The following is an 18846-nucleotide window of genomic DNA, read 5'->3' as shown; positions in this document are numbered from 1 at the left end:
TAATGTCAGTGACGGAAGCTAGGCCCGGAGGGGGTGACTGGTCAAGTGATGTTCGACAGTCACGTGGCGACGCTGCTCACGGTGGCGGAATCACTGGTGAACGAGCTGACGGATGGCGCCCGTCGCGGCAAGCCATACGTCGCGCCCGTGGGCGACGATCTGCCCGTGGCAGTGGGACGAGCGCTGCCTCCCACGACCAACCCGGAGGACCTCGACAATCCGCAGGCAGCCTTTCTCGCCCGGGTTGCCCAGCAGATGAGGGGGGTGTTCGAGGCCGTGGAGGAAGGTCGCATTGACGACGCCGCTGAGATCGTCAATGCGTTGTTGCGTGCCACGGGCGCACGCCCGCAGTTGGACCGAGTTCCTGGGGAGCCTTGGCAGCTGCACTTCCACGGCCATGACGACTCTCTCGCCGTAGGGTGGAGTGCGGGATGTGCTACCGCGCTCGCCCTTGCTGCGGGAAGTGATCTGGCGGGTCGGCTGGGTGTCTGTGCTGCTCCGAGGTGCGACCGGGTATTCGTTGACAGTTCGCGCAATTCCGGTCGCCAATTCTGCTCGGTCACTTGCCAGAACCGTGTCAAGGCCGCCGCGTACCGGGCGCGCGGGACTCGTCGATCGCGATCAGCTGGCTGAAGGTCGGTTCGGGCGCCGTCCGCTTGCACGGTCCCTAGTCGATCTCATCGTCCTAGTGGCTGGCAGCTGTGCCTGACTGCAGGTGCAGCATGCTGCGGAAGGAATGCGTATCACAGCAGCTCGTCGGACGGTATTGTCCGACGCAGCGTGAGCGCCAAGTGACCACCTCGGATATCAAGGCCTGCCGCGATCTCACTGCCGAAATGGGCGGGTCAACGTAGGTCGCGTGTAACTCGGTCGGCGGTGTGTAGCTCACCGTACCGGGATGGCCACTGTGTCCGCCCAGCCGAGGCCCGATTCTCCCCGTGAGGCGGCTAGGTTCACCACGGAGCCACCCCAATGCGGGAACCAAGCCTGTTATCGCTCGGCGTCCATTGTCTTATTCGCCCACCACCGCGAACGCGTCGATCTCCATGAGGAACTCCGGCCCTGCCAGTGCAGCGACCTGGACCGCTGTCGACGCCGGGCGCTGATCGGATATGAACTCGGATCGGGCGGCGCGAATGGCCGCCATGTGCGACATGTCCGTGACGAAATAGGTGAGCTTGACAACGTCGTCGAAGGTTGCCCCGGCGGCGGCCAGGCAACGTCTGAGGTTCTCGAACACCTGGCGGGCCTGTGCCTCGGGGTCGCCCTCGCCGACGAGCTTCCCGCTCTCGTCCAGAGCGAGCTGGCCGGCCACGGCAACGAAGCGGCCGGTGGCCGCCACCACGTGGCTGAACTGCTTGGCAGGGACGACGCCGTCGAGGGCAGAGATCCTGGTCAGCTCACTCATGCGGCCATGGTAGGCCAGAGGGACCGACAACGCCGAGATGGGTTGAAGAGTTGGCCAGCGGCGGAAGCCCAGCAGGCCGTGCAGGGATGAGCTGTGGGAAGACATTGCTCCTGTCTTCGTGGGCAGTGGCACAAACGGTGACGGCGGAGCTCACGTGACCCCACCATCCCTGCCCCAGCCTCTGGCCTGGATCGTGGGAAAGTCGAACCGACAGCGCGGGAAACGATCTTCGTCGGTACTCACATAGACCCTGACCAGCCAGTTCCGTCGGTGCCCCACGAGACGAAACGGGTCTCGCCAGGACGAAAGTCCGGGCGGGGCCCGTTTCGCGTTGTCCACAGGCGGGTTGTCCACAGAGACCGACGGGCTTCCGGAGGCCGGGTACGGTCGGGGCAGTTGTGGCGAGAGCGTGATGTGAGTACGTGAACGGGGGGCTCATGGACGAGATCCGGGTGGCGGTGCCCGCGCAGCGGGCGGGCGACGGTGGCGTTGACGGTGCGGTGCCTGCGGGCGGGCGGATTCCCGTGGTGCCCGGGTTCGCGCGGCGGTGGGCCGGGGCGTACGCGGAGGGCGGGAGCGACGGGCCGAAGGCGCGCGGCAAGGCGCTGCGGGAGCGGGTGCCCCGGGCGTCGCACGACGCACTGGTGACGGCCGCGGGGCGGCCGGACGCGGTGCGGGCGGTGGAGGAGTCCAGCCGGGGGCGGGTTCCGGAACTGGCGCCTATACGGGTGGGGCGGATGGCGGCGACGCCGTTCTCGTTCCTGCGCGGGGCGGCGGCGCTGATGGGGCACGACCTGGCGGTGACCCCGGTGACCGGGGTGGGCACGCAGATCTGCGGCGACGCGCACGCGGCGAACTTCGGGCTGTACGGCGACCAGCGTGGGCGGCTGGTCATCGACCTGAACGACTTCGACGAGACCGTGGTCGGTCCCTGGGAGTGGGACGTCAAGCGGCTGGCCGCGTCCCTGGTGCTGGCCGGGCGTGAGACCGGGGCGTCCGAGGACGTGTGCCGGGCGGCCGCGTACGACGCGGTAGGCGCGTACCGGCGGACCATGCGGCTGCTGGCCAGGATGCCGGTCCTGGACGCCTGGAACGCCATCGCCGACGAGGAACTGGTCTCGCACACGGACGCCCGGGACCTGCTGGGCACGCTGGAGCGGGTGTCGGAGAAGGCGCGGCGGAACACGAGCGCCCGGTTCGCTGCCAAGTCGACGGAGGCCTGCGACGACCATGTGCGGCGGTTCGTGGACGCGCCGCCCGTGCTGCGGCGGGTGCCGGACGGGGAGGCGGCGGCGGTCGCGGCCTCGCTGGGCCCGTACCTGGAGACGCTGCCGCCGGACCGGCGCCCGCTGCTGGCCCGGTACGCGATCCACGATGTGGCGTTCCGCGTGGTCGGTACGGGGAGCGTGGGCACCCGGTCGTACGTGGTGCTGCTGCTGGACCACCGGGGCGAGCCACTGGTGCTCCAGGTGAAGGAGGCGCGGCCCTCCGCGCTGCTGCCGTACCTGCCGGCGGCGGGGTTCGCCGGGCACCACCTGGCGGGGGACGGGACCTCGGACGCCGGGGCCTCCGGGGCCGGGCACGAGGGGCGGCGGGTCGTCCTCGGGCAGAAGCGGATGCAGATCGTCAGCGACAGTCTGCTCGGCTGGACGAGCATGGACGGCCGCGACTACCAGGTGCGGCAGTTCCGGAACCGGAAGGGCAGCGTGGATCCGGCGGCGCTGTCCGCCGACCAGATGGACGACTACGGACGGATGACGGGCGCCCTCCTGGCGCGGGCGCACGCGCACAGCGCGGACCCGCGGCTCATAGCGGCGTACTGCGGCAAGAACGATGAACTCGACGCCGCTGTCGCGCGGTTCGCCGTCGCCTATGCCGACCGTACCGAGGCCGACCACGCGGACCTGGCCGCCGCCGTGCGGAGCGGGCGTGTCGCGGCCGAGACGGGAGTGTGACGGGCGGGTGTGACGGGCGGGGGCCCGGCGCCCGTAGTCTGGTCGGGTGACGACCCCGAGCGACGACGTGAACGGCGCCGAGACGGCCGAGAACGCCGAGAGTCCGGTGAGCCCTCAGAGCCCTGAGGTGGCCCCGGAGACCGCGAACGCGGCGGACCGGGAGCCTGAGGCTCCGGCGGACGCCGAGGTGCCTCCCGGCGGCGAGGCGCCTGAGGCGCGGCTGGCGCGGGCGGTGCGGGCGGCGGAGCAGGCGCTGATCGAGTTCGAGATCGCCGTGGAGACCTTCCGTGTGGAGGTGGAGAACTTCTCGCGACTGCACCACCAGCGGCTCGGCCCCGTGTACGCGCGTCTGGAGGAGCTGGACGCGCTGATCGCAGAGGCGCGGGCCGCCCGGACCGGCGACCCGGAGGACCTGCGCAAGGCTCAGGAGCTGCGGGCGATGGTGATGCCGATGCCCGGTGTCGACGACCTGTTCCACGAGTGGATCGACTCCGACGGTCTCTCCCCGGAGGCCGCGGCGATGCTCAACGAGCAGTCCGTGCAGGCGCCCAAGCGGGTCCGGCCGGGCGACGAGGCACGCAGGCTCTACCGCGAGCTGGTCCGCAAGGCACATCCGGACCTGGCCCGGGAGGATGCGGAGCGCACGCGGCGCGACGAGTTCATCACCCGGGTCAACGCCGCCTACGCGCGCGGGGACGAGGCGCTGCTGCGCGAGCTGGCGGAGGAGTGGGCCGCGGGCCCCGCGCCCGTCGTGCCGGAGGTGAGCGCGAGCGAGGAGCTCTATGCCCGCCTGGAGTGGCTGGCTCGGCGCAAGGAGTTGCTGGCGGAACTCGCCCGGGAGCTGGAGGAGAGCGCGATCGGGTCGATGCTGAGGCTGGCGCCCGGGGACCCGGACCGTCTGCTCGACGAGGTTGCCGAGCAGCTGCGGGCCCAGGTGTCGGAGCGCGAGGCGGAGCTGGCGGGGCTCCAGGCATCCTGAGGCAGCATGGAACCCTGGGCCCGGCCCCCCAGGGCGCCCGCGCGACGCCCTGACGTACTGATGCCCCGTTGTCACGAGAGAAGGCTTGATCGATGAACTTCGCACCGCTGCCCACCGTGGACGTCGCGTCCGTACCCGCCGACGCGCTGGTGCTGGACGTCCGTGAGGACGACGAGTGGACGGCCGGGCATGTGGAGGGCGCGATGCATGTGCCGATGAGCGACTTCGTGGCCCGCTTCGGCGAGGTGACGGAGGCGGTGGCGGCCGGGCGGCGTGCCTATGTGATGTGCCGGGTCGGGGGCCGCTCCGCGCAGGTCACCCAGTACCTGGTGCAGCAGGGCATCGACGCGGTGAACGTCGAGGGCGGCATGCTGGCGTGGCAGGGCGCCGGGCGTCCCATGGTCACGGACGGCGGCGCCGCGGCGGTCGTCCTGTAGCCGCGACCCCGGACACGTGCGTGTCCGCCGACCCCTGGTGTGCGGGGTCGGCGGTCGTGTGGTCCTGGCCGTCAGCCGCACCGGCCGGGCGCGGCCGTCTCGGCCGTGCCCGGCCGGGCCGGTTGAGTGGGCGGCCCGAGCCGTCTCGGCCGCCTCAGCGGTCGAAGTCGAGTTCCACTTCACCCGTCAGCGGGTGCGACTGACAGGCCAGTACATAGCCCGACTCCGTCTCTTCGGCCTCCAGCGCGTAGTTGCGTTCCATCCGGACCTCGCCTGAGACCAGGAACGCCCGGCAGGTGCCGCAGACACCGCCCTTGCAGGCGTACGGGGCGTCGGCGCGGCTGCGCAGCACGGTCTCCAGCAGGGTCTCGCCCTCCTGCACCGGCCAGCGGCCGGAGCGGCCGTCGAGGGTGGCGGTGAGCGTGGCCTGGGAGGCCTCGCCCGGTACCCGGGCGCGGGACGTCCCGGCGCCGTCGTCCACATGGAAGATCTCCTGGTGGACGCGGGCCTTCGGCACTCCCAGCTCCCGCAGGGCCCGCTCGGCGCTCTGCACCAGGCCGAACGGCCCGCACAGGAACCAGCCGTCGATGTCCGCGACCGGCAGGAGCGCGGGCAGCAGTCCGTTGAGCCGGTCCTCGTCCAGCCGCCCGGACGGCAGCCCGCTCTGCTGCTCCTCCCGGGACAGCACGGTCACGAGCTGGAACCGGTCCGGGTAGCGGTCCTTCAGGTCCGCCGCCTCGTCCAGGAACATCGTCGACGCGGCCGTACGGTCGCTGCGGATCAGACAGAACCGGGCCTCGGGCTCACGCGCCAGCAAGGTGGCCGCGATCGACAGCACGGGCGTGATGCCGCTGCCGCCGACGACCGCCGCGAAGTGCCCCGGCCGGGGCTCCAGCACGAAGCGGCCCATGGGCTCCATGACCTCGACGGTGTCCCCCGCCGCGAGTTCCTTCAGCGCGTAGGTGGAGAACTCGCCGCCGTCGACCAGCCGGATCCCCACCCGGAGCACCGGATCCGCACCCGGCGGCACGGCCGGGGAGCAGATCGAGTAGGTGCGGCGGATCTCCTCGCCGTCGGCCGGTTTCCGGCGCAGCGTCACATGCTGGCCGGGCGTGTGGCGGAAGGCCTCCCGCAGCTCGGCGGGGACGGCGAAGGTGACGGCCACCGAGTCGTCCGTGAGCTGTTCGACCTCGCTCACCCGGAGCGGATGGAACATCTACAACTCCTTGAAGTGATCGAAGGGTTCGCGGCAGCTGACACAGCGGCGCAGCGCCTTGCACGCGGTGGAGGAGAACCTGCTGAGCAGTTCGGTGTCGGTGGAGCCGCAGTGCGGGCAGCGGATCGCGAGGTTCAGCGCGACCGGTCCGCCCTCGTCGTGGCGCCGGGGCGGGGCGATGCCGAACTCGGTCAGCTTGCGGCGCCCCTCCTCCGTGATGTCGTCGGTGGACCAGGCGGGCGACAGGACCGTGACCACGGACACCTCGGGTATGCCGTGTTCGTGGAGGACCCGCTCGATGTCGGCCGACATCGTCTCGACGGCAGGGCAGCCGGTGTAGGTGGGGGTCAGCTCCACCTTCACGCTTCCAGGGCCGAGGACCTCCACGCCCCGTAGTACGCCCAGCTCCTCCAGGGTGAGCACGGGCAGCTCGGGGTCGGGGACCGAGCCGGCCAGCCGGCTCAGCTCCGCTTCCAGCGGGGTGGTGGTCACCATGACGCCCCCGGGTGGCTGCGGTGCAGGTGCTGCATCTCCGCGAGCATCCGTCCGAACGGTTCGGTGTGGATGCCCTGCCGTCCGGCGCCCGCGCTCCACGCGGTGACGCGAGGTCCCTCGGGAACGGTGAGAGTGGCCCGCTCCAGCACGGCTGAGACGGACGCCAGCCAGTCCGACTCCAGCTCCCGCCAGTCGATGGCCAGGCCCTCGACGGGCTGGAACAGCTCGCCCGTGTAGCGCCACAGCGTGTCGACGGCGCGCTGTATGCGGTCGTGGCTCTCCGCTGTGCCGTCACCGAGTCTCAGGGTCCACTGCTCGGCGTGGTCCTGGTGGTAGGCCACCTCCTTGACCGCCTTGGCGGCCAGCGCGGTGAGTTCCTCGTGGATGCCGACGGTGCCGTCGGCCGGGCCCGCCGCCATGCGGCCGTACAGGAGCCGCTGGTAGGTGGAGAAGTAGAGCTGGCGGGTGATCGTGTGGGCGAAGTCGCCGTTGGGCTGCTCGACGAGCTGCGCGTTGCGGAAGGCCCGCTCCTCCCGGAGGAAGGCCAGCTTGTCCTCGTCGCCCACCAGGGAGAGCAGCACCCGGGCCTGGCCGAGCAGGTCCAGCGCGATGTTCGCGAGGGCGACCTCCTCCTCCAGGACGGGAGCGTGTCCCGCCCACTCCCCGAGCCGCTGGGACAGCACGAGGGCGTCGTCGCCGAGGGCGAGGGCCGCGGAGTCCAGGGACGTGGTCACAGGTGCTGCACCCCCTCGGGGATCTCGTAGAAGGTCGGGTGCCGGTACGGCTTGTCGGCGGACGGCTCGAAGAACGGGTCCTTCTCGTCTGGGGACGAGGCCGTGATCGCGGAGGACGGCACGACCCACAGGGAGACGCCCTCGTTGCGCCGGGTGTACAGGTCGCGGGCGTTGCGCAGGGCCATCTCCGCGTCCGGGGCGTGCAGGCTGCCGGCATGGGTGTGGGACAGCCCGCGGCGTGAGCGGACGAACACCTCCCACAGCGGCCAGTCGCTGGTCGTCATGCCGTCGCCTCCCCGTTCTTCACGGACTCGTCGTTCTTCACGGACTCGTGGTCCTCGGTCTGATCACTGTGCTTCGCGGCGTAGGCGCCCGCCGCCTTCCGGACCCAGGCTCCCTCTTCGTGGGCGCGGCGCCGCTGCGTGATCCGCTGTTCGTTGCACGGCCCGTTGCCCTTGAGGACCTGCTGGAACTCGGTCCAGTCGATCGCTCCGAAGTCGTGGTGCCCGCGTTCTTCGTTCCACCGCAGGTCCGGGTCCGGGAGGGTGAGCCCCAAGGACTCGGCCTGCGGGACACAGATGTCGACGAAGCGCTGGCGCAGCTCGTCGTTGGAGTGGCGCTTGATCTTCCAGGCCATGGACTGGGCGGAGTGCGACGACTCGCCGTCGGGCGGCCCGAACATCATCAGGGACGGCCACCACCAGCGGTCCACCGCGTCCTGCGCCATCGCATGCTGTTCCGGCGTGCCCTGGGAGAGGGCGAGCAGTGCCTCGTACCCCTGGCGCTGGTGGAAGGACTCCTCCTTGCAGATCCGGACCATCGCGCGGGCGTACGGGCCGTACGAGCAGCGGCACAGCGGCACCTGGTTGGTGATCGCGGCGCCGTCCACCAGCCAACCGATGGCCCCGACGTCGGCCCAGGTCAGCGTGGGGTAGTTGAAGATCGAGGAGTACTTCTGGCGACCCGCGTGGAGCTTGTCCAGCAGCTCGTCACGGCCGGTGCCCAGGGTTTCGGCGGCGCTGTACAAGTACAGCCCGTGCCCCGCCTCGTCCTGCACCTTGGCCATGAGGATGGCCTTGCGGCGCAGGGAGGGCGCGCGGGTGATCCAGTTAGCCTCCGGCTGCATGCCGATGATCTCGGAGTGGGCGTGCTGAGCTATCTGCCGGACCAGCGTCGCCCGGTACGCGTCCGGCATCCAGTCGCGCGGTTCGATGCGCTCGTCCGCGGCGATGGCCGCGTCGAACACCGCCTCGTACGCCTGCTGCGAGTCCGCGGTCACTGCCGTCATCGGGCCCCCTACCGACCGATCGTTCGGTTGAATGACTTCAATGGTGAGTCGACGGCCCGTATGGTGTCAACCCTGTGGATAACTGCGGGGACGACGCGGATCGGGGCGGGATGGAGTCGAACGACGAGCGGCGCGGGGGGGCGGGCGGATCCGCGCCACCCGCGGAAGGCCCCGGGGCGGCCGCGGAGGACTCCGGGCTGGCCGCGCTGTCCCTCCCGTACAAGGCCGCGGCGGTGGTCGTGCTGCTGGGGGTCGGGCTTCTCGCCTGCGTCCACATGGGGGTGGTCTTCCTGCACGTCGCGCCGGCGAACACGCTGTCGAAGAAGCACGGGGACACGATCAACGACTGGGTCCTGCCGGAGTTCGAGCAGAACTGGAAGCTGTTCGCTCCCAACCCGCTCCAGCAGAACATCGCGGTGCAGGTCCGCGCCGACGTCCTGGTCGACGGGGAGCGCAGACTGACGCGCTGGATCGACCTGTCCGCGCTGGACGGTGAGGCGATCCGCGGCAACCCCTTCCCCAGTCATGTCGACCAGAACGAACTGCGACGGGCCTGGGACTTCTATGTGAACTGGCACGACAACGACAACAAGGCCACGGGGCCGCGCGGCGAGCTGGCGGAGCGCTACCTGCGACGGATCGCGATGCTGCGGCTGGCAGGCCAGGACCTGGGCGGGACCGTCGAGCGGATACAGCTGCGGTCCGCGACCAAGGGCATCGCCGCGCCGCCGTGGAGCGACGAGAAGATCGACACGCGTCCCTACTACCGGGAGCTGTCCTGGTGGAGCGTGACCGGCGCCGACCTGCCGCTCGGCGGAAGCGGCGGGCAGGACGGAAAGGCGGCGGCCCGGTGACCACGAGCAGCACCAGCCCCGCGTCCGCCCCGCCTGAGCCCAGCGTCTTCGACCGGCGGGTCGTCCCGCTGGTCCGGAAGGTGACGGGAGGCGTCCTCGGCCCGTATCAGGCGGCGGTCGTCCGGATCGGCTTCGCCGCGACCTGGCTGCTCTTCCTGCTGCGTGAGTTTCCGCACCGGCGCGAGCTCTACGGCCCCGACAGCCCCTGGGGCTGGGGCATGGCCCGGGAGCTGATCGCTGACAACCACGCCTTCACGCTCCTGATGTGGACCGACTCGGCCGTGTGGTTCGAGGCCGTCTACGCGCTCGCCGTGCTCGCCGCCGCCCTGCTGATGGTCGGCTGGCGCACCCGGGTGTCGTCGGTGCTCTTCATGGTGGGCGTGCTGTCGCTGCAGAATCGCTCCGTCTTCATGGGTGACGGCGGTGACAACGTCGTCCATCTGATGGCGATCTACCTGACGCTGACCCGCTGTGGGCAGGTCTGGTCGCTGGACGCCCGCCGCCGGGCCCGCGCCGCCGGAGGAACGGTGAGCGGTGCCCCCGGACGGGTCCCACTGGACGTCACCGGTGTGGTGCTGTGGTCGCTGCTGGGCTTCGGGCTTGTCGCCGCGACGCAGTTCCGGAACGCCTCGGGCGAGACCTGGTTCCTGCTGTTCCTGTGGCTTCTGTGGATCGCGCAGGGCGCGTGGTGGCTCGTGGAGCAGTTCGCTCCCGCCCAGCCGCGCATCCTGCTCGACATCGTCGGCAACGTGGTGCACAACGTCACCCTCGCCGTGATCATGGCGGAGGTCTGCCTGATCTACGCGACGGCAGGCTGGTACAAGATCCAGGGTTCGCGCTGGCAGGACGGCACCGCGCTCTACTACCCGCTCAAACTTGACTACTTCTCGCCGTGGCCGGCCTTCTCCGACCTGCTGGCCAGGGGCAGCGTCGTCGTCATGCTCATCACCTACGGCACGGTGATCGTGCAGGTGGCGTTCCCCTTCACGCTGCTGAACCGACGCGTCAAGAACGTGCTGCTGGTGGCGATGATGGCCGAGCACGCGGGGATCGCGGTCCTCCTCGGCCTGCCGGTCTTCTCCCTGGCGATGATCGCCGCCGACGCGGTGTTCCTGCCGACCGTGTTCCTGCTGTGGCTGGACCGCCGCGTGCGGGGCTCCGTCGGACGGCTGTGGCCGGGCGGGCGCGGCGGCAGGGGCAGCGCCGTGGGCGGTGGTACGGGCGGCGGTGGAGGCGGGACCGCCGTCGGAGCGGAGGTGCCGGGGCAGCGCCCCGCCACAGGTGAGCCCGCGGGCCGTACCCTCGTCGGGTGAGCAGCGAGACCCCCATGGCCGAGACCGGCCCCGCCGAGACCCCCGGGGTCTCCGGCAGGGATGCCGAACCCCTTCAGTACGACGACGGCTTCGGCTCCCAGGTCGGTGTCGGACCGCACCCGCTGCCCTGGCCGGGGGACGAGCGGTACGACCCGGAGCTGCTCGCCCGGGGCGACCGGCGCAATGTCGTCGACCGCTACCGCTACTGGACGCGTGAGGCGATCGTCGAGGACCTGGACACCCACCGCCACGACTTCCATGTGGCGGTGGAGAACTGGAGCCACGACTTCAACATCGGTTCCGTCGTCCGCACCGCCAACGCCTTCCTGGCGCGGGAGGTCCACATCGTCGGGCGGCGGCGCTGGAACCGGCGCGGCGCGATGGTCACCGACCGGTACCAGCACGTCCGGCATCACCCGGACACGGCGTCGCTGACTGCCTGGGCCGACGCCGAAGGCCTGCCGGTCATCGGGATAGACAACCTGCCGGGCGCCGTCCCGCTGGAGCGGACCGTGCTGCCCCGGCGCTGCGTGCTGCTCTTCGGGCAGGAGGGCCCGGGCCTCACCGAGGAGGCCCGGAAGCACGCCCGTACGGTGTGCTCGATCGCCCAGTTCGGGTCGACCCGCTCCATCAACGCCGGAGCAGCCGCGGCGATCGCCATGCACGCGTGGGTGCAGCGGTACGCGGAGATCGCCGGGCCCTCCGACTGAGCCCTCAGGAAGGGCGGGTCACGCGGGGCGGCGGACCTCCACCACGCGGAAGCGGTTCGCGACGAACGCGCTGTCACACAGCGCGGCGTTGGCCGCCGGGTTGCCGCCGGATCCGTGGAAGTCGGAGAACGCGGCCGTCTGGTTCACGTACACACCACCCGTGAGGTTCAGCGACAGCTGCGCCGACTCCTCCAGGCAGACCTCCTCGACCGCGCGCTCCACGTCCGCCGAGGCCGTGTACGCGCCGACCGTCATGGCGCCCTTCTCGCGCACCGTGCGCCGCAGCAGCTCCAGTGCGTCGTCCGTCGAGTCCACGGACACGGCGAAGGAGACCGGGCCGAAGCACTCCGCCATGTACGCGGCCTCCGAGTCCGGCTTGGAGCCGTCCAGCTTGACCATGAGCGGTGTGCGGACCACGGCGTCCGGGAAGTCCGGGTTGACGATCTCGCGGGAGGCCAGGGCGACCTCCCCCAGTCCGGCGGCAGCCTCCAGGCGGGCCTTCACGTCCGGGTTGACCAGCGCGCCGAGCAGGGCGTTGGCGCGGGCGTCGTCGCCCAGCAGGCCGTCCACAGCCGCCGCCAGGTCGGTGACCACCTCGTCGTACGACTTGTGGCCGGCGTCCGTGGAGATCCCCTCGCGCGGGATGAGCAGGTTCTGCGGGGTCGTGCACATCTGGCCGCTGTACAGGGACAGCGAGAACGCCAGGTTGGAGAGCATGCCCTTGTAGTCGTCGGTGGAGTCGACGACGACGGTGTTGACGCCCGCCTTCTCCGTGTAGACCTGTGCCTGGCGGGCGTTCTGCTCCAGCCAGTCACCGAACGACGTGGAACCGGTGTAGTCGATGATCCGGATCTCGGGGCGGACGGCCAGGGTCTTCGCGATGCCCTCGCCGGGCCGTTCGACCGCCAGCGCCACCAGGTTCGGGTCGAAGCCCGCCTCCGCCAGCACGTCCCGGGCCACCCGCACCGTCAGCGCCAGCGGCAGCACCGCGCGCGGGTGCGGCTTCACCAGCACCGCGTTGCCCGTCGCCAGCGAGGCGAACAGGCCCGGGTAGCCGTTCCATGTCGGGAACGTGTTGCAGCCGACCATCAGCGCGATGCCCCGGCCGACCGGTGTGAACGCCTTGCGCAGCTCCAGCGGGTCCCGCTTGCCCTGCGGCTTGGACCACTCGGCCTCGCCCGGGGTGCGGGTCTGCTCCGCGTACGCGTAGGCCACCGCCTCCATGCCGCGGTCCTGCGCGTGCGGGCCGCCGGCCTGGAACGCCATCATGAACGCCTGGCCGCTGGTGTGCATCACGGCGTGCGCGAACTCGTGCGTACGGGCGCTGATGCGGGCCAGGATCTCCAGGCAGACCAGCGCACGGGTCTCCGCGCCGGCGTCCCGCCAGGCGGCCATGCCCGCGCGCATCGCGGGGAGCAGGACGTCCACATCGGCGTGCGGGTACTCGACTCCGAGCGCCGGTCCGTAGGGGGAGACCTCGCCGCCAGTCCAGCCGTCGGTGCCCGGCTGGTCCAGCTCGATGCGGCTCCCGAGCGTCGCCTGGTGGGCGGCCAGGCCGTCGGAGGCGCTCAGCGAGCCGTTCTCCCCGTATGCCTTGGGGTGCTCCGGGTGCGGGGACCAGTAGGCGCGCGTCCGGATCGCCTCCAGGGCCTGGTCGAGCGTGGGACGGTGCCTCTCGGCCAGGTGGGCGGGGGTGAGCTGCGCGGCGGCCATGGCGTACCAACTCCTCGGTGAGCTGGGCAGGGAAGGGCGGACAGAGCTAGAGTAACCGAACGATCGGTCGGGACAAGGGGGTCTCTCGGACTTGTGGATAACTCATCGGGGAGGATCACTGGCATGACCGACACCGAGCCCACCACACGGATCGCCGGGACGGCCGCGCACGCGCTCGCCCCGGAAAGCACCGTCGCCGTCGTCGGTACGGGCACCATGGGCCAGGGCATCGCGCAGGTCGCGCTGGTCGCCGGCCATCCCGTACGCCTCTACGACGCCCTGCCGGACCGCGCCGACGAGGCCGCGACGGCCCTCCTCGCGCGACTGGACCGGCTCGTCGCCAAGGGCCGTCTCACCCCGGACGAGCGGGACTCCGCCGCCGCGAGGCTCCGGCCCGCCGCCGCGCTCGAGGAACTGGCCGACGCCGCCCTGGTGATCGAGGCGATCGTGGAGCGCCTCGACGTCAAGCAGGAGCTGTTCGGGGCCCTGGAGAAGATCGTCGCGGAGCACTGCCTCCTCGCCACCAACACCTCCTCCTTGTCCGTCACCGCCATCGCCGGGGGGCTGCGGCTGCCCGGCCGTTTCGTCGGGATGCACTTCTTCAACCCGGCACCGCTGCTGCCGCTCGTCGAGATCGTCAGCGGCTTCGCGACCGACGGCACCGCCGCCACGCGCGCGTACGAGACGGTCGCCGCCTGGGGCAAGACGCCGGTGCGCTGCGCCGACACCCCCGGCTTCATCGTCAACCGGGTCGCCCGCCCCTTCTACGCGGAGGCGTTCCGGGTGTACGAGGAGCGCGGCGCCGACCCGGCGACGATCGACGCGGTCCTGCGCGAGTGCGGCGGCTTCAGGATGGGCCCGTTCGAACTCACCGACCTGATCGGGCAGGACGTCAACGAGGCCGTCACCCGTTCGGTGTGGGACTCCTTCTTCCAGGACCCGAAGTTCACGCCGTCCCTCGCCCAGCGCCGCCTGGTCGAGTCGGGTCGCCTGGGCCGCAAGACCGGCCGGGGCTGGTTCCCGTACGAGGAGGGGGCCGAGCGCCCACAGCCGCGCACGGCACCTGCGGCGGAGCCGCCACGCAACGTCGTCGTCCGCGGCGACCTCGGACCGGCGGAACCCCTGGTGGAGCTGATCGAACAGGCCGGGATCGAGGTCCGGCGACGGAGCGGCGACGGCTCCATCGACCTGCCGTCCGACGGTCGGCTCTGCCTGGCCGACGGCGAGACGTCCTCCGAGTACCCGGACGACCAGATCATCTACTTCGACCTCGCCCTGGACTACTCCGCTGCCACCCGCATCGCGTTGTCCACCGCCGGGGCCACCGACCCCGGCGCGCTGGACGAGGCCGTCGGCCTGTTCCAGGCACTCGGCAAACAGGTGTCCGTCATCGGGGACGTCCCCGGCATGATCGTCGCCAGGACCGTGGCCATGCTGGCCGATGTCGCTGTGGACGCCGTGGAGCGCGGTGTGGCCACAGCCGAGGACGTCGACACCGCCATGCGGCTCGGCGTGAACTACCCGGTCGGCCCCCTCGCATGGGGGGAACAGGTCGGCTACGCGCACGTGTGCTCCCTTCTTGAGAAGCTGCACACGCGCTATCCCACCGGGCGCTACGCACCCTCACTCGGGACCGCTCGGCGGAGCCGCGCCGAGGACCAGAAGGATCAGTGATGACCACCCCCAGGCGGGACACGTACACCCCCGAGACGCTGCTGTCCGTGGCCGTCCGGGTCTTCAACGAACGCGGCTACGACGGCACGTCCATGGAGCACCTCTCCAAGGCGGCGGGGATCTCCAAGTCGTCCATCTACCACCATGTGTCGGGCAAGGAGGAGCTGCTGCGGCGGGCGGTCAGCCGCGCCCTGGAGGGGCTGTTCGCCGTCCTCGACGAGGAGCCCGCGCTGCAGGGCCGGGCCGTCGAGCGGGTCGAGTACGTGACCCGTCGCACCGTCGAGGTGCTGATGGACGAGCTGCCCTATGTGACGCTGCTGCTACGCGTGCGCGGCAACACCAGGACCGAGCGGTGGGCCCTGGAGCGGCGCCGGGAGTTCGACCAGCGGGTCGCGGACCTGATGAAGGCAGCCGCCGCCGACGGCGACCTCCGTGCCGACGTGGAGATACGGCTGGCGACCCGCCTGCTGTTCGGAATGGTGAACTCGCTGGTCGAGTGGTACCGGCCGGAACACGGGGACGGCGCCGAGCGGCAGCAGCTCGCGGACGCGGTCGTCCACATGGCGTTCGACGGGCTGCGTACCGTTCGCTGAGCGCTTTCGCGCCGAACACCGCCGGGGTGCCCCGTACGGGGCACCCCGGCGGTGTTTCTCCCGCGGTTCATATCTCGTCCGGCGTGAGCCTGCGGTTGAGGTCGGTCTCCTCGAACACCAGCAGGGTGCGGGTCGACAGCACCTCGGGTATGGACTGGAGTCTGGTCAGCACCAGCTCGCGCAGCGTGCGGTTGTCCGGGGTGTGGACCAGCAGCAGCACGTCGAAGTCACCGCTGACCAGCGCGATGTGCGCGGCACCCGGCAGCGACTGGAGCTTCTCGCGGACCGTGCGCCACGAGTTCTGCACGATCTTGAGCGTGATGTAGGCCGAGGCGCCCTGACCGGCGCGCTCGTGGTTGACGCGGGCGCTGAATCCGCGGATCACCCCGTCGTCGATCAGCCGGTTGATCCGTGCGTACGCGTTCGCGCGTGACACGTGGACCCGGTCGGCCACGGACCGCACCGAGGCCCGTCCGTCGGTCTGGAGGATCCGAAGGATGTCGCGGTCGATGGCGTCGAGCGGGCGTGGCGGCGCCGCGTGGTCGTCGCCCTGCGAGGCCCGGTCCCAGCCGTTGGCCATTTGTTCAGCTGCCATGTCCCCCCACCTCTCTGTCGTGGACGACCTGCCTCTATCCCAGGCTGTGGAGAACCGTTTGTCCACAGGCTCGGGGTGCCTGTGGCCAAAATGGCTCCACGACCGAACAATCGGTAGGTGAGGCGCGCCACACTCCGCGCCGCCCCTGGGTCCTTATGCCCACTCCCACGAGGAGGTGCCGTCATGACGGTCCAAGAGCTGCCCGGCGCGGCCTCTTACCGGCCCACGCCCCCGCCGGCGTGGAAGCCCCGCACGGATCCCGCGCCGCTGCTCCCGGACCCCGAGCCGTACCGGGTGCTGGGCACGGACGCCGTGACCGGGTTCGCCCCCGAACTGCTGCGCCGGCTCCACTCGGAGCTGGTGCGCGGGCGCCGCTACAACGCCCAGGCGACCGCGCTCACCAAGCAGGGCCGCCTGGCGGTGTACCCGTCCACCACCGGCCAGGAGGCGTGCGAGGTGGCCGCCGCGCTGGTGCTGGAGGAGCGCGACTGGCTCTTCCCGTCGTACCGCGACACCCTGGCGGCCGTGGCGCGCGGCCTGGACCCGGTCCAGGCACTGACCCTGCTGCGCGGCGACTGGCACACCGGCTACGACCCGCGCGAGCACCGCATCGCACCCCTGTGCACCCCGCTCGCCACCCAGCTCCCGCACGCGGTGGGCCTGGCGCACGCGGCCCGGCTCAAGGGCGACGACGTCGTGGCCCTGGCCATGGTCGGTGACGGCGGCACCAGCGAGGGCGACTTCCACGAGGCGCTGAACTTCGCGGCGGTGTGGCAGGCCCCGGTGGTCTTCCTCGTCCAGAACAACGGCTTCGCGATCTCCGTCCCGCTGGCCAAGCAGACCGCGGCCCCGTCCCTGGCTCACAAGGCGGTCGGATACGGCATGCCGGGCAGGCTCGTCGACGGGAACGACGCGGTCGCCGTGCACCAGGTGCTCTCCGAAGCGGTCGCGCGCGCCCGGCGCGGCGGCGGCCCCACCCTCGTCGAGGCTGTGACCTACCGGATCGACGCCCACACCAACGCCGACGACGCCACCCGCTACCGCGGGGACAGCGAGGTCGAGACCTGGCGGCAGCACGACCCCATCCAGCTGCTGGAGCGCGAGCTGACCGAGCGCGGCCTGCTCGACGAGGACGGCATACGGCAGGCCGCGGAGGATGCCGAGGCCATGGCCGCGCGCCTGCGGGAGCGGATGAACGCGGACGCCGAGCTCAACCCGATGGACCTGTTCGACCACGTCTTCGCCGACCAGACGACGCAGCTGCACGAGCAGGCGGAGCAGCTGCGTGCCGAGCTGGACGCCGAAGCGGAAGGTGACGTGCGATGACCACCGTGGCAGCCAAGCCCGCCACCATGGCCCAGGCCCTGCAGCGCGCCATGCGGGACGCGATGGCCGAGGACCCCACCGTTCATGTGATGGGCGAGGACGTCGGCACTCTCGGCGGCGTCTTCCGTGTCACCGACGGGCTCGCCAAGGAGTTCGGCGAGGACCGGTGCACCGACACCCCGCTGGCCGAGGCCGGCATCCTCGGCACCGCCGTCGGCATGGCGATGTACGGGCTGCGGCCGGTCGTCGAGATGCAGTTCGACGCGTTCGCCTACCCGGCTTTCGAGCAGCTCATCAGCCACGTCGCGCGCTGGCGCAACCGGACGCGGGGCGCGATGCCGCTGCCGATCGTCATACGCGTCCCCTACGGCGGCGGCATCGGCGGCGTCGAGCACCACAGCGACTCGTCCGAGGCGTACTACATGGCGACTCCGGGGCTCCATGTAGTGACGCCCGCGACCGTCCCGGACGCCTACGGCCTGCTGCGCGCGGCCATCGCCTCCGACGACCCGGTCGTCTTCCTGGAGCCGAAGCGGCTCTACTGGTCCAAGGCCGACTGGTCGCCCGAGACGCCCGCCCCGGTCGAGCCGATCGGCCGTGCCGCGGTCCGCCGCACCGGCCGCAGCGCCACCCTCATCACGTACGGCCCGTCCGTGCCCGTCTGTCTGGAGGCCGCCGAGGCCGCGCGGGCCGAGGGCTGGGACCTGGAGGTCGTCGACCTGCGCTCCCTGGTGCCGTTCGACGACGAGACGGTCTGCGCGTCGGTGCGGCGCACCGGGCGCGCGGTCGTCGTGCACGAGGCCAACGGGTTCGCCGGGCCGGGCGCCGAGATCGCCGCGCGGGTCACCGAGCGCTGCTTCCACCACCTGGAGGCACCCGTGCTGCGCGTGGCCGGGTTCGACATCCCGTACCCGCCGCCGATGCTGGAGCGGCACCACCTTCCCGGTGTCGACCGGATCCTCGACGCGGTCGGCCGACTGCAGTGGGAGGCGGAGAGCTGATGCCGCAGGTGCTGGAATTCAAGCTGCCCGACCTCGGAGAAGGGCTCACCGAGGCGGAGATCGTGCGCTGGCTGGTCGCCGTCGGGGACGTCGTCGCCATCGACCAGCCGGTCGTCGAGGTCGAGACCGCCAAGGCCATGGTCGAGGTGCCCTGCCCGTACGGCGGCGTGGTCACCGCCCGGTACGGCGAGGAGGGCGAGGAGCTGCCCGTGGGCGCCCCGCTGCTCACCGTCGCCGTCGGCGCGGAGTCGCTGCCCGAGGGTGCCGTCGCCGCGGGCGGGGGGAGCGTGGCCGAGTCCGCGCCCGCCGCGGAGGAGACGTCCGGGAACGTGCTCGTCGGGTACGGAACCGGGGCGCCCGCCGCGCGGCGGCGCCGGATCCGCGCGGGCGTGTCCCCCACGGCGCCCGCGCGGACCGTGCCCGAGCCGCCGGCGCCCGCGCCGGTGGTGGTGGACGGGCCCGTGCCGGTCATCTCGCCGCTTGTGCGGAGGCTTGCCAGGGAGCGGGGTATCGACCTGCGGACGGTACGCGGATCCGGGCCGGACGGGCTGATAC

20 protein-coding genes are annotated in these 18846 nt (G+C 71.4%); 12 read left to right on the top strand and 8 right to left on the bottom strand.

Annotated features, from left to right (window positions below; all coding sequences use genetic code 11):
• The first annotated feature begins 63 nt into the window (after nucleotides 1-63).
• Nucleotides 64-633 carry a CGNR zinc finger domain-containing protein gene (locus tag I3F58_RS03895; protein WP_240106747.1) on the top strand — a complete coding sequence of 190 codons (570 nt, stop codon included), beginning with the start codon at nucleotides 64-66 and terminating at the stop codon, nucleotides 631-633.
• A 379-nt stretch (nucleotides 634-1012) separates the two neighbouring features.
• On the opposite strand, the gene I3F58_RS03890 is transcribed toward I3F58_RS03895, so the two are convergent.
• Nucleotides 1013-1408 (bottom strand): RidA family protein, encoded by a 396-nt coding sequence (locus I3F58_RS03890; protein ID WP_240106746.1) that lies wholly within the window; start codon nucleotides 1406-1408, stop codon nucleotides 1013-1015.
• A 437-nt stretch (nucleotides 1409-1845) separates the two neighbouring features.
• Between I3F58_RS03890 and I3F58_RS03885 the strand changes: the two genes are divergently transcribed.
• The 3 genes from I3F58_RS03885 to I3F58_RS03875 all read left to right on the top strand — a co-directional run bounded on the left by I3F58_RS03885 (nucleotide 1846) and on the right by I3F58_RS03875 (nucleotide 4779).
• The gene (locus I3F58_RS03885; RefSeq protein ID WP_240106895.1) at nucleotides 1846-3363 is read left to right on the top strand and encodes a DUF2252 domain-containing protein; all 1518 of its coding nucleotides are present in this window, start codon (nucleotides 1846-1848) and stop codon (nucleotides 3361-3363) included.
• A 187-nt stretch (nucleotides 3364-3550) separates the two neighbouring features.
• Nucleotides 3551-4342: a hypothetical protein gene (locus tag I3F58_RS03880; protein ID WP_240106894.1), complete on the top strand. Its 792-nt coding sequence runs from the start codon at nucleotides 3551-3553 to the stop codon at nucleotides 4340-4342.
• A gap of 92 nt (nucleotides 4343-4434) precedes the next feature.
• Complete coding sequence (locus I3F58_RS03875) at nucleotides 4435-4779, top strand: rhodanese-like domain-containing protein (protein ID WP_240106745.1); 345 nt, start codon at nucleotides 4435-4437, stop codon at nucleotides 4777-4779.
• Between the two features lie 154 nt (nucleotides 4780-4933).
• Here I3F58_RS03875 and I3F58_RS03870 read toward each other — a convergent pair whose 3' ends face one another.
• The 5 genes from I3F58_RS03870 to paaA are packed head-to-tail and all read right to left on the bottom strand — an operon-like array spanning nucleotide 4934 to nucleotide 8512.
• Entirely contained in the window at nucleotides 4934-5995 is a 1062-nt protein-coding gene (locus I3F58_RS03870) for a 2Fe-2S iron-sulfur cluster-binding protein (protein ID WP_240106744.1), read from the bottom strand.
• Entirely contained in the window at nucleotides 5996-6490 is a 495-nt protein-coding gene (paaD, locus tag I3F58_RS03865) for a 1,2-phenylacetyl-CoA epoxidase subunit PaaD (RefSeq protein ID WP_240106743.1), read from the bottom strand. It abuts the gene before it with no gap.
• Nucleotides 6484-7224 (bottom strand): 1,2-phenylacetyl-CoA epoxidase subunit PaaC, encoded by a 741-nt coding sequence (gene paaC / locus I3F58_RS03860; protein WP_240106742.1) that lies wholly within the window; start codon nucleotides 7222-7224, stop codon nucleotides 6484-6486. The genes paaD and paaC overlap by 7 nt, the downstream gene beginning before the upstream one ends.
• Nucleotides 7221-7508, bottom strand: a complete 288-nt coding sequence (paaB, locus tag I3F58_RS03855) for a 1,2-phenylacetyl-CoA epoxidase subunit PaaB (RefSeq protein ID WP_071266446.1) — start codon at nucleotides 7506-7508, stop codon at nucleotides 7221-7223. The genes paaC and paaB overlap by 4 nt, the downstream gene beginning before the upstream one ends.
• On the bottom strand, nucleotides 7505-8512 hold the full coding sequence (gene paaA, locus I3F58_RS03850; RefSeq protein WP_240106741.1) for a 1,2-phenylacetyl-CoA epoxidase subunit PaaA: 1008 nt from the start codon (nucleotides 8510-8512) through the stop codon (nucleotides 7505-7507). The genes paaB and paaA overlap by 4 nt, the downstream gene beginning before the upstream one ends.
• A 110-nt stretch (nucleotides 8513-8622) precedes the next feature.
• Here paaA and I3F58_RS03845 point away from each other — a divergent pair, with 110 nt between their 5' ends.
• From I3F58_RS03845 to I3F58_RS03835, 3 genes are read left to right on the top strand one after another with little or no spacing between them, the layout of a single operon-like run.
• Complete coding sequence (locus tag I3F58_RS03845; protein WP_240106740.1) at nucleotides 8623-9366, top strand: DUF5819 family protein; 744 nt, start codon at nucleotides 8623-8625, stop codon at nucleotides 9364-9366.
• The gene (locus I3F58_RS03840; protein ID WP_374207899.1) at nucleotides 9363-10679 is read left to right on the top strand and encodes an HTTM domain-containing protein; all 1317 of its coding nucleotides are present in this window, start codon (nucleotides 9363-9365) and stop codon (nucleotides 10677-10679) included. Before I3F58_RS03845 ends, I3F58_RS03840 begins: the two co-directional genes overlap by 4 nt.
• A gap of 14 nt (nucleotides 10680-10693) precedes the next feature.
• A complete protein-coding gene (locus I3F58_RS03835; protein ID WP_240106892.1) occupies nucleotides 10694-11389 on the top strand; it encodes a TrmH family RNA methyltransferase in 696 nt (231 codons plus the stop codon).
• Nucleotides 11390-11407: 18 nt separating this feature from the next.
• Here the strand turns inward: I3F58_RS03835 and paaN are convergent, their stop codons facing one another.
• The gene (paaN, locus tag I3F58_RS03830; protein WP_240106739.1) at nucleotides 11408-13102 is read right to left on the bottom strand and encodes a phenylacetic acid degradation protein PaaN; all 1695 of its coding nucleotides are present in this window, start codon (nucleotides 13100-13102) and stop codon (nucleotides 11408-11410) included.
• Nucleotides 13103-13225: 123 nt separating this feature from the next.
• On the opposite strand from paaN, the gene I3F58_RS03825 reads away from it, so the two are divergent.
• Nucleotides 13226-14776, top strand: coding sequence for a 3-hydroxyacyl-CoA dehydrogenase (locus tag I3F58_RS03825; RefSeq protein WP_275678095.1), 1551 nt, complete (start codon nucleotides 13226-13228; stop codon nucleotides 14774-14776).
• Entirely contained in the window at nucleotides 14776-15369 is a 594-nt protein-coding gene (locus tag I3F58_RS03820) for a TetR/AcrR family transcriptional regulator (RefSeq protein ID WP_240106738.1), read from the top strand. Before I3F58_RS03825 ends, I3F58_RS03820 begins: the two co-directional genes overlap by 1 nt.
• A 67-nt stretch (nucleotides 15370-15436) precedes the next feature.
• Here the strand turns inward: I3F58_RS03820 and I3F58_RS03815 are convergent, their stop codons facing one another.
• The gene (locus tag I3F58_RS03815) at nucleotides 15437-15949 is read right to left on the bottom strand and encodes an Lrp/AsnC family transcriptional regulator (protein WP_240106890.1); all 513 of its coding nucleotides are present in this window, start codon (nucleotides 15947-15949) and stop codon (nucleotides 15437-15439) included.
• A 198-nt stretch (nucleotides 15950-16147) separates the two neighbouring features.
• Here I3F58_RS03815 and pdhA point away from each other — a divergent pair, with 198 nt between their 5' ends.
• The 3 genes from pdhA to I3F58_RS03800 all read left to right on the top strand — a co-directional run.
• Entirely contained in the window at nucleotides 16148-17290 is a 1143-nt protein-coding gene (gene pdhA, locus I3F58_RS03810) for a pyruvate dehydrogenase (acetyl-transferring) E1 component subunit alpha (protein WP_240106737.1), read from the top strand.
• Entirely contained in the window at nucleotides 17287-18291 is a 1005-nt protein-coding gene (locus tag I3F58_RS03805; protein WP_240106736.1) for an alpha-ketoacid dehydrogenase subunit beta, read from the top strand. The genes pdhA and I3F58_RS03805 overlap by 4 nt, the downstream gene beginning before the upstream one ends.
• A partial coding sequence (locus I3F58_RS03800) for a biotin/lipoyl-containing protein (RefSeq protein ID WP_240106735.1) occupies nucleotides 18291-18846 on the top strand: 556 nt, incomplete at its 3' end. The genes I3F58_RS03805 and I3F58_RS03800, both read left to right, overlap by 1 nt.

Source organism: Streptomyces sp. MUM 203J, assembly GCF_022414595.1.
In the GTDB taxonomy this organism is placed as follows: Bacteria; Actinomycetota; Actinomycetes; order Streptomycetales; family Streptomycetaceae; genus Streptomyces.
The sequence above is the reverse complement of the archived record's forward strand: the minus strand, read 5'-3'. Positions and strand labels throughout refer to the sequence as shown.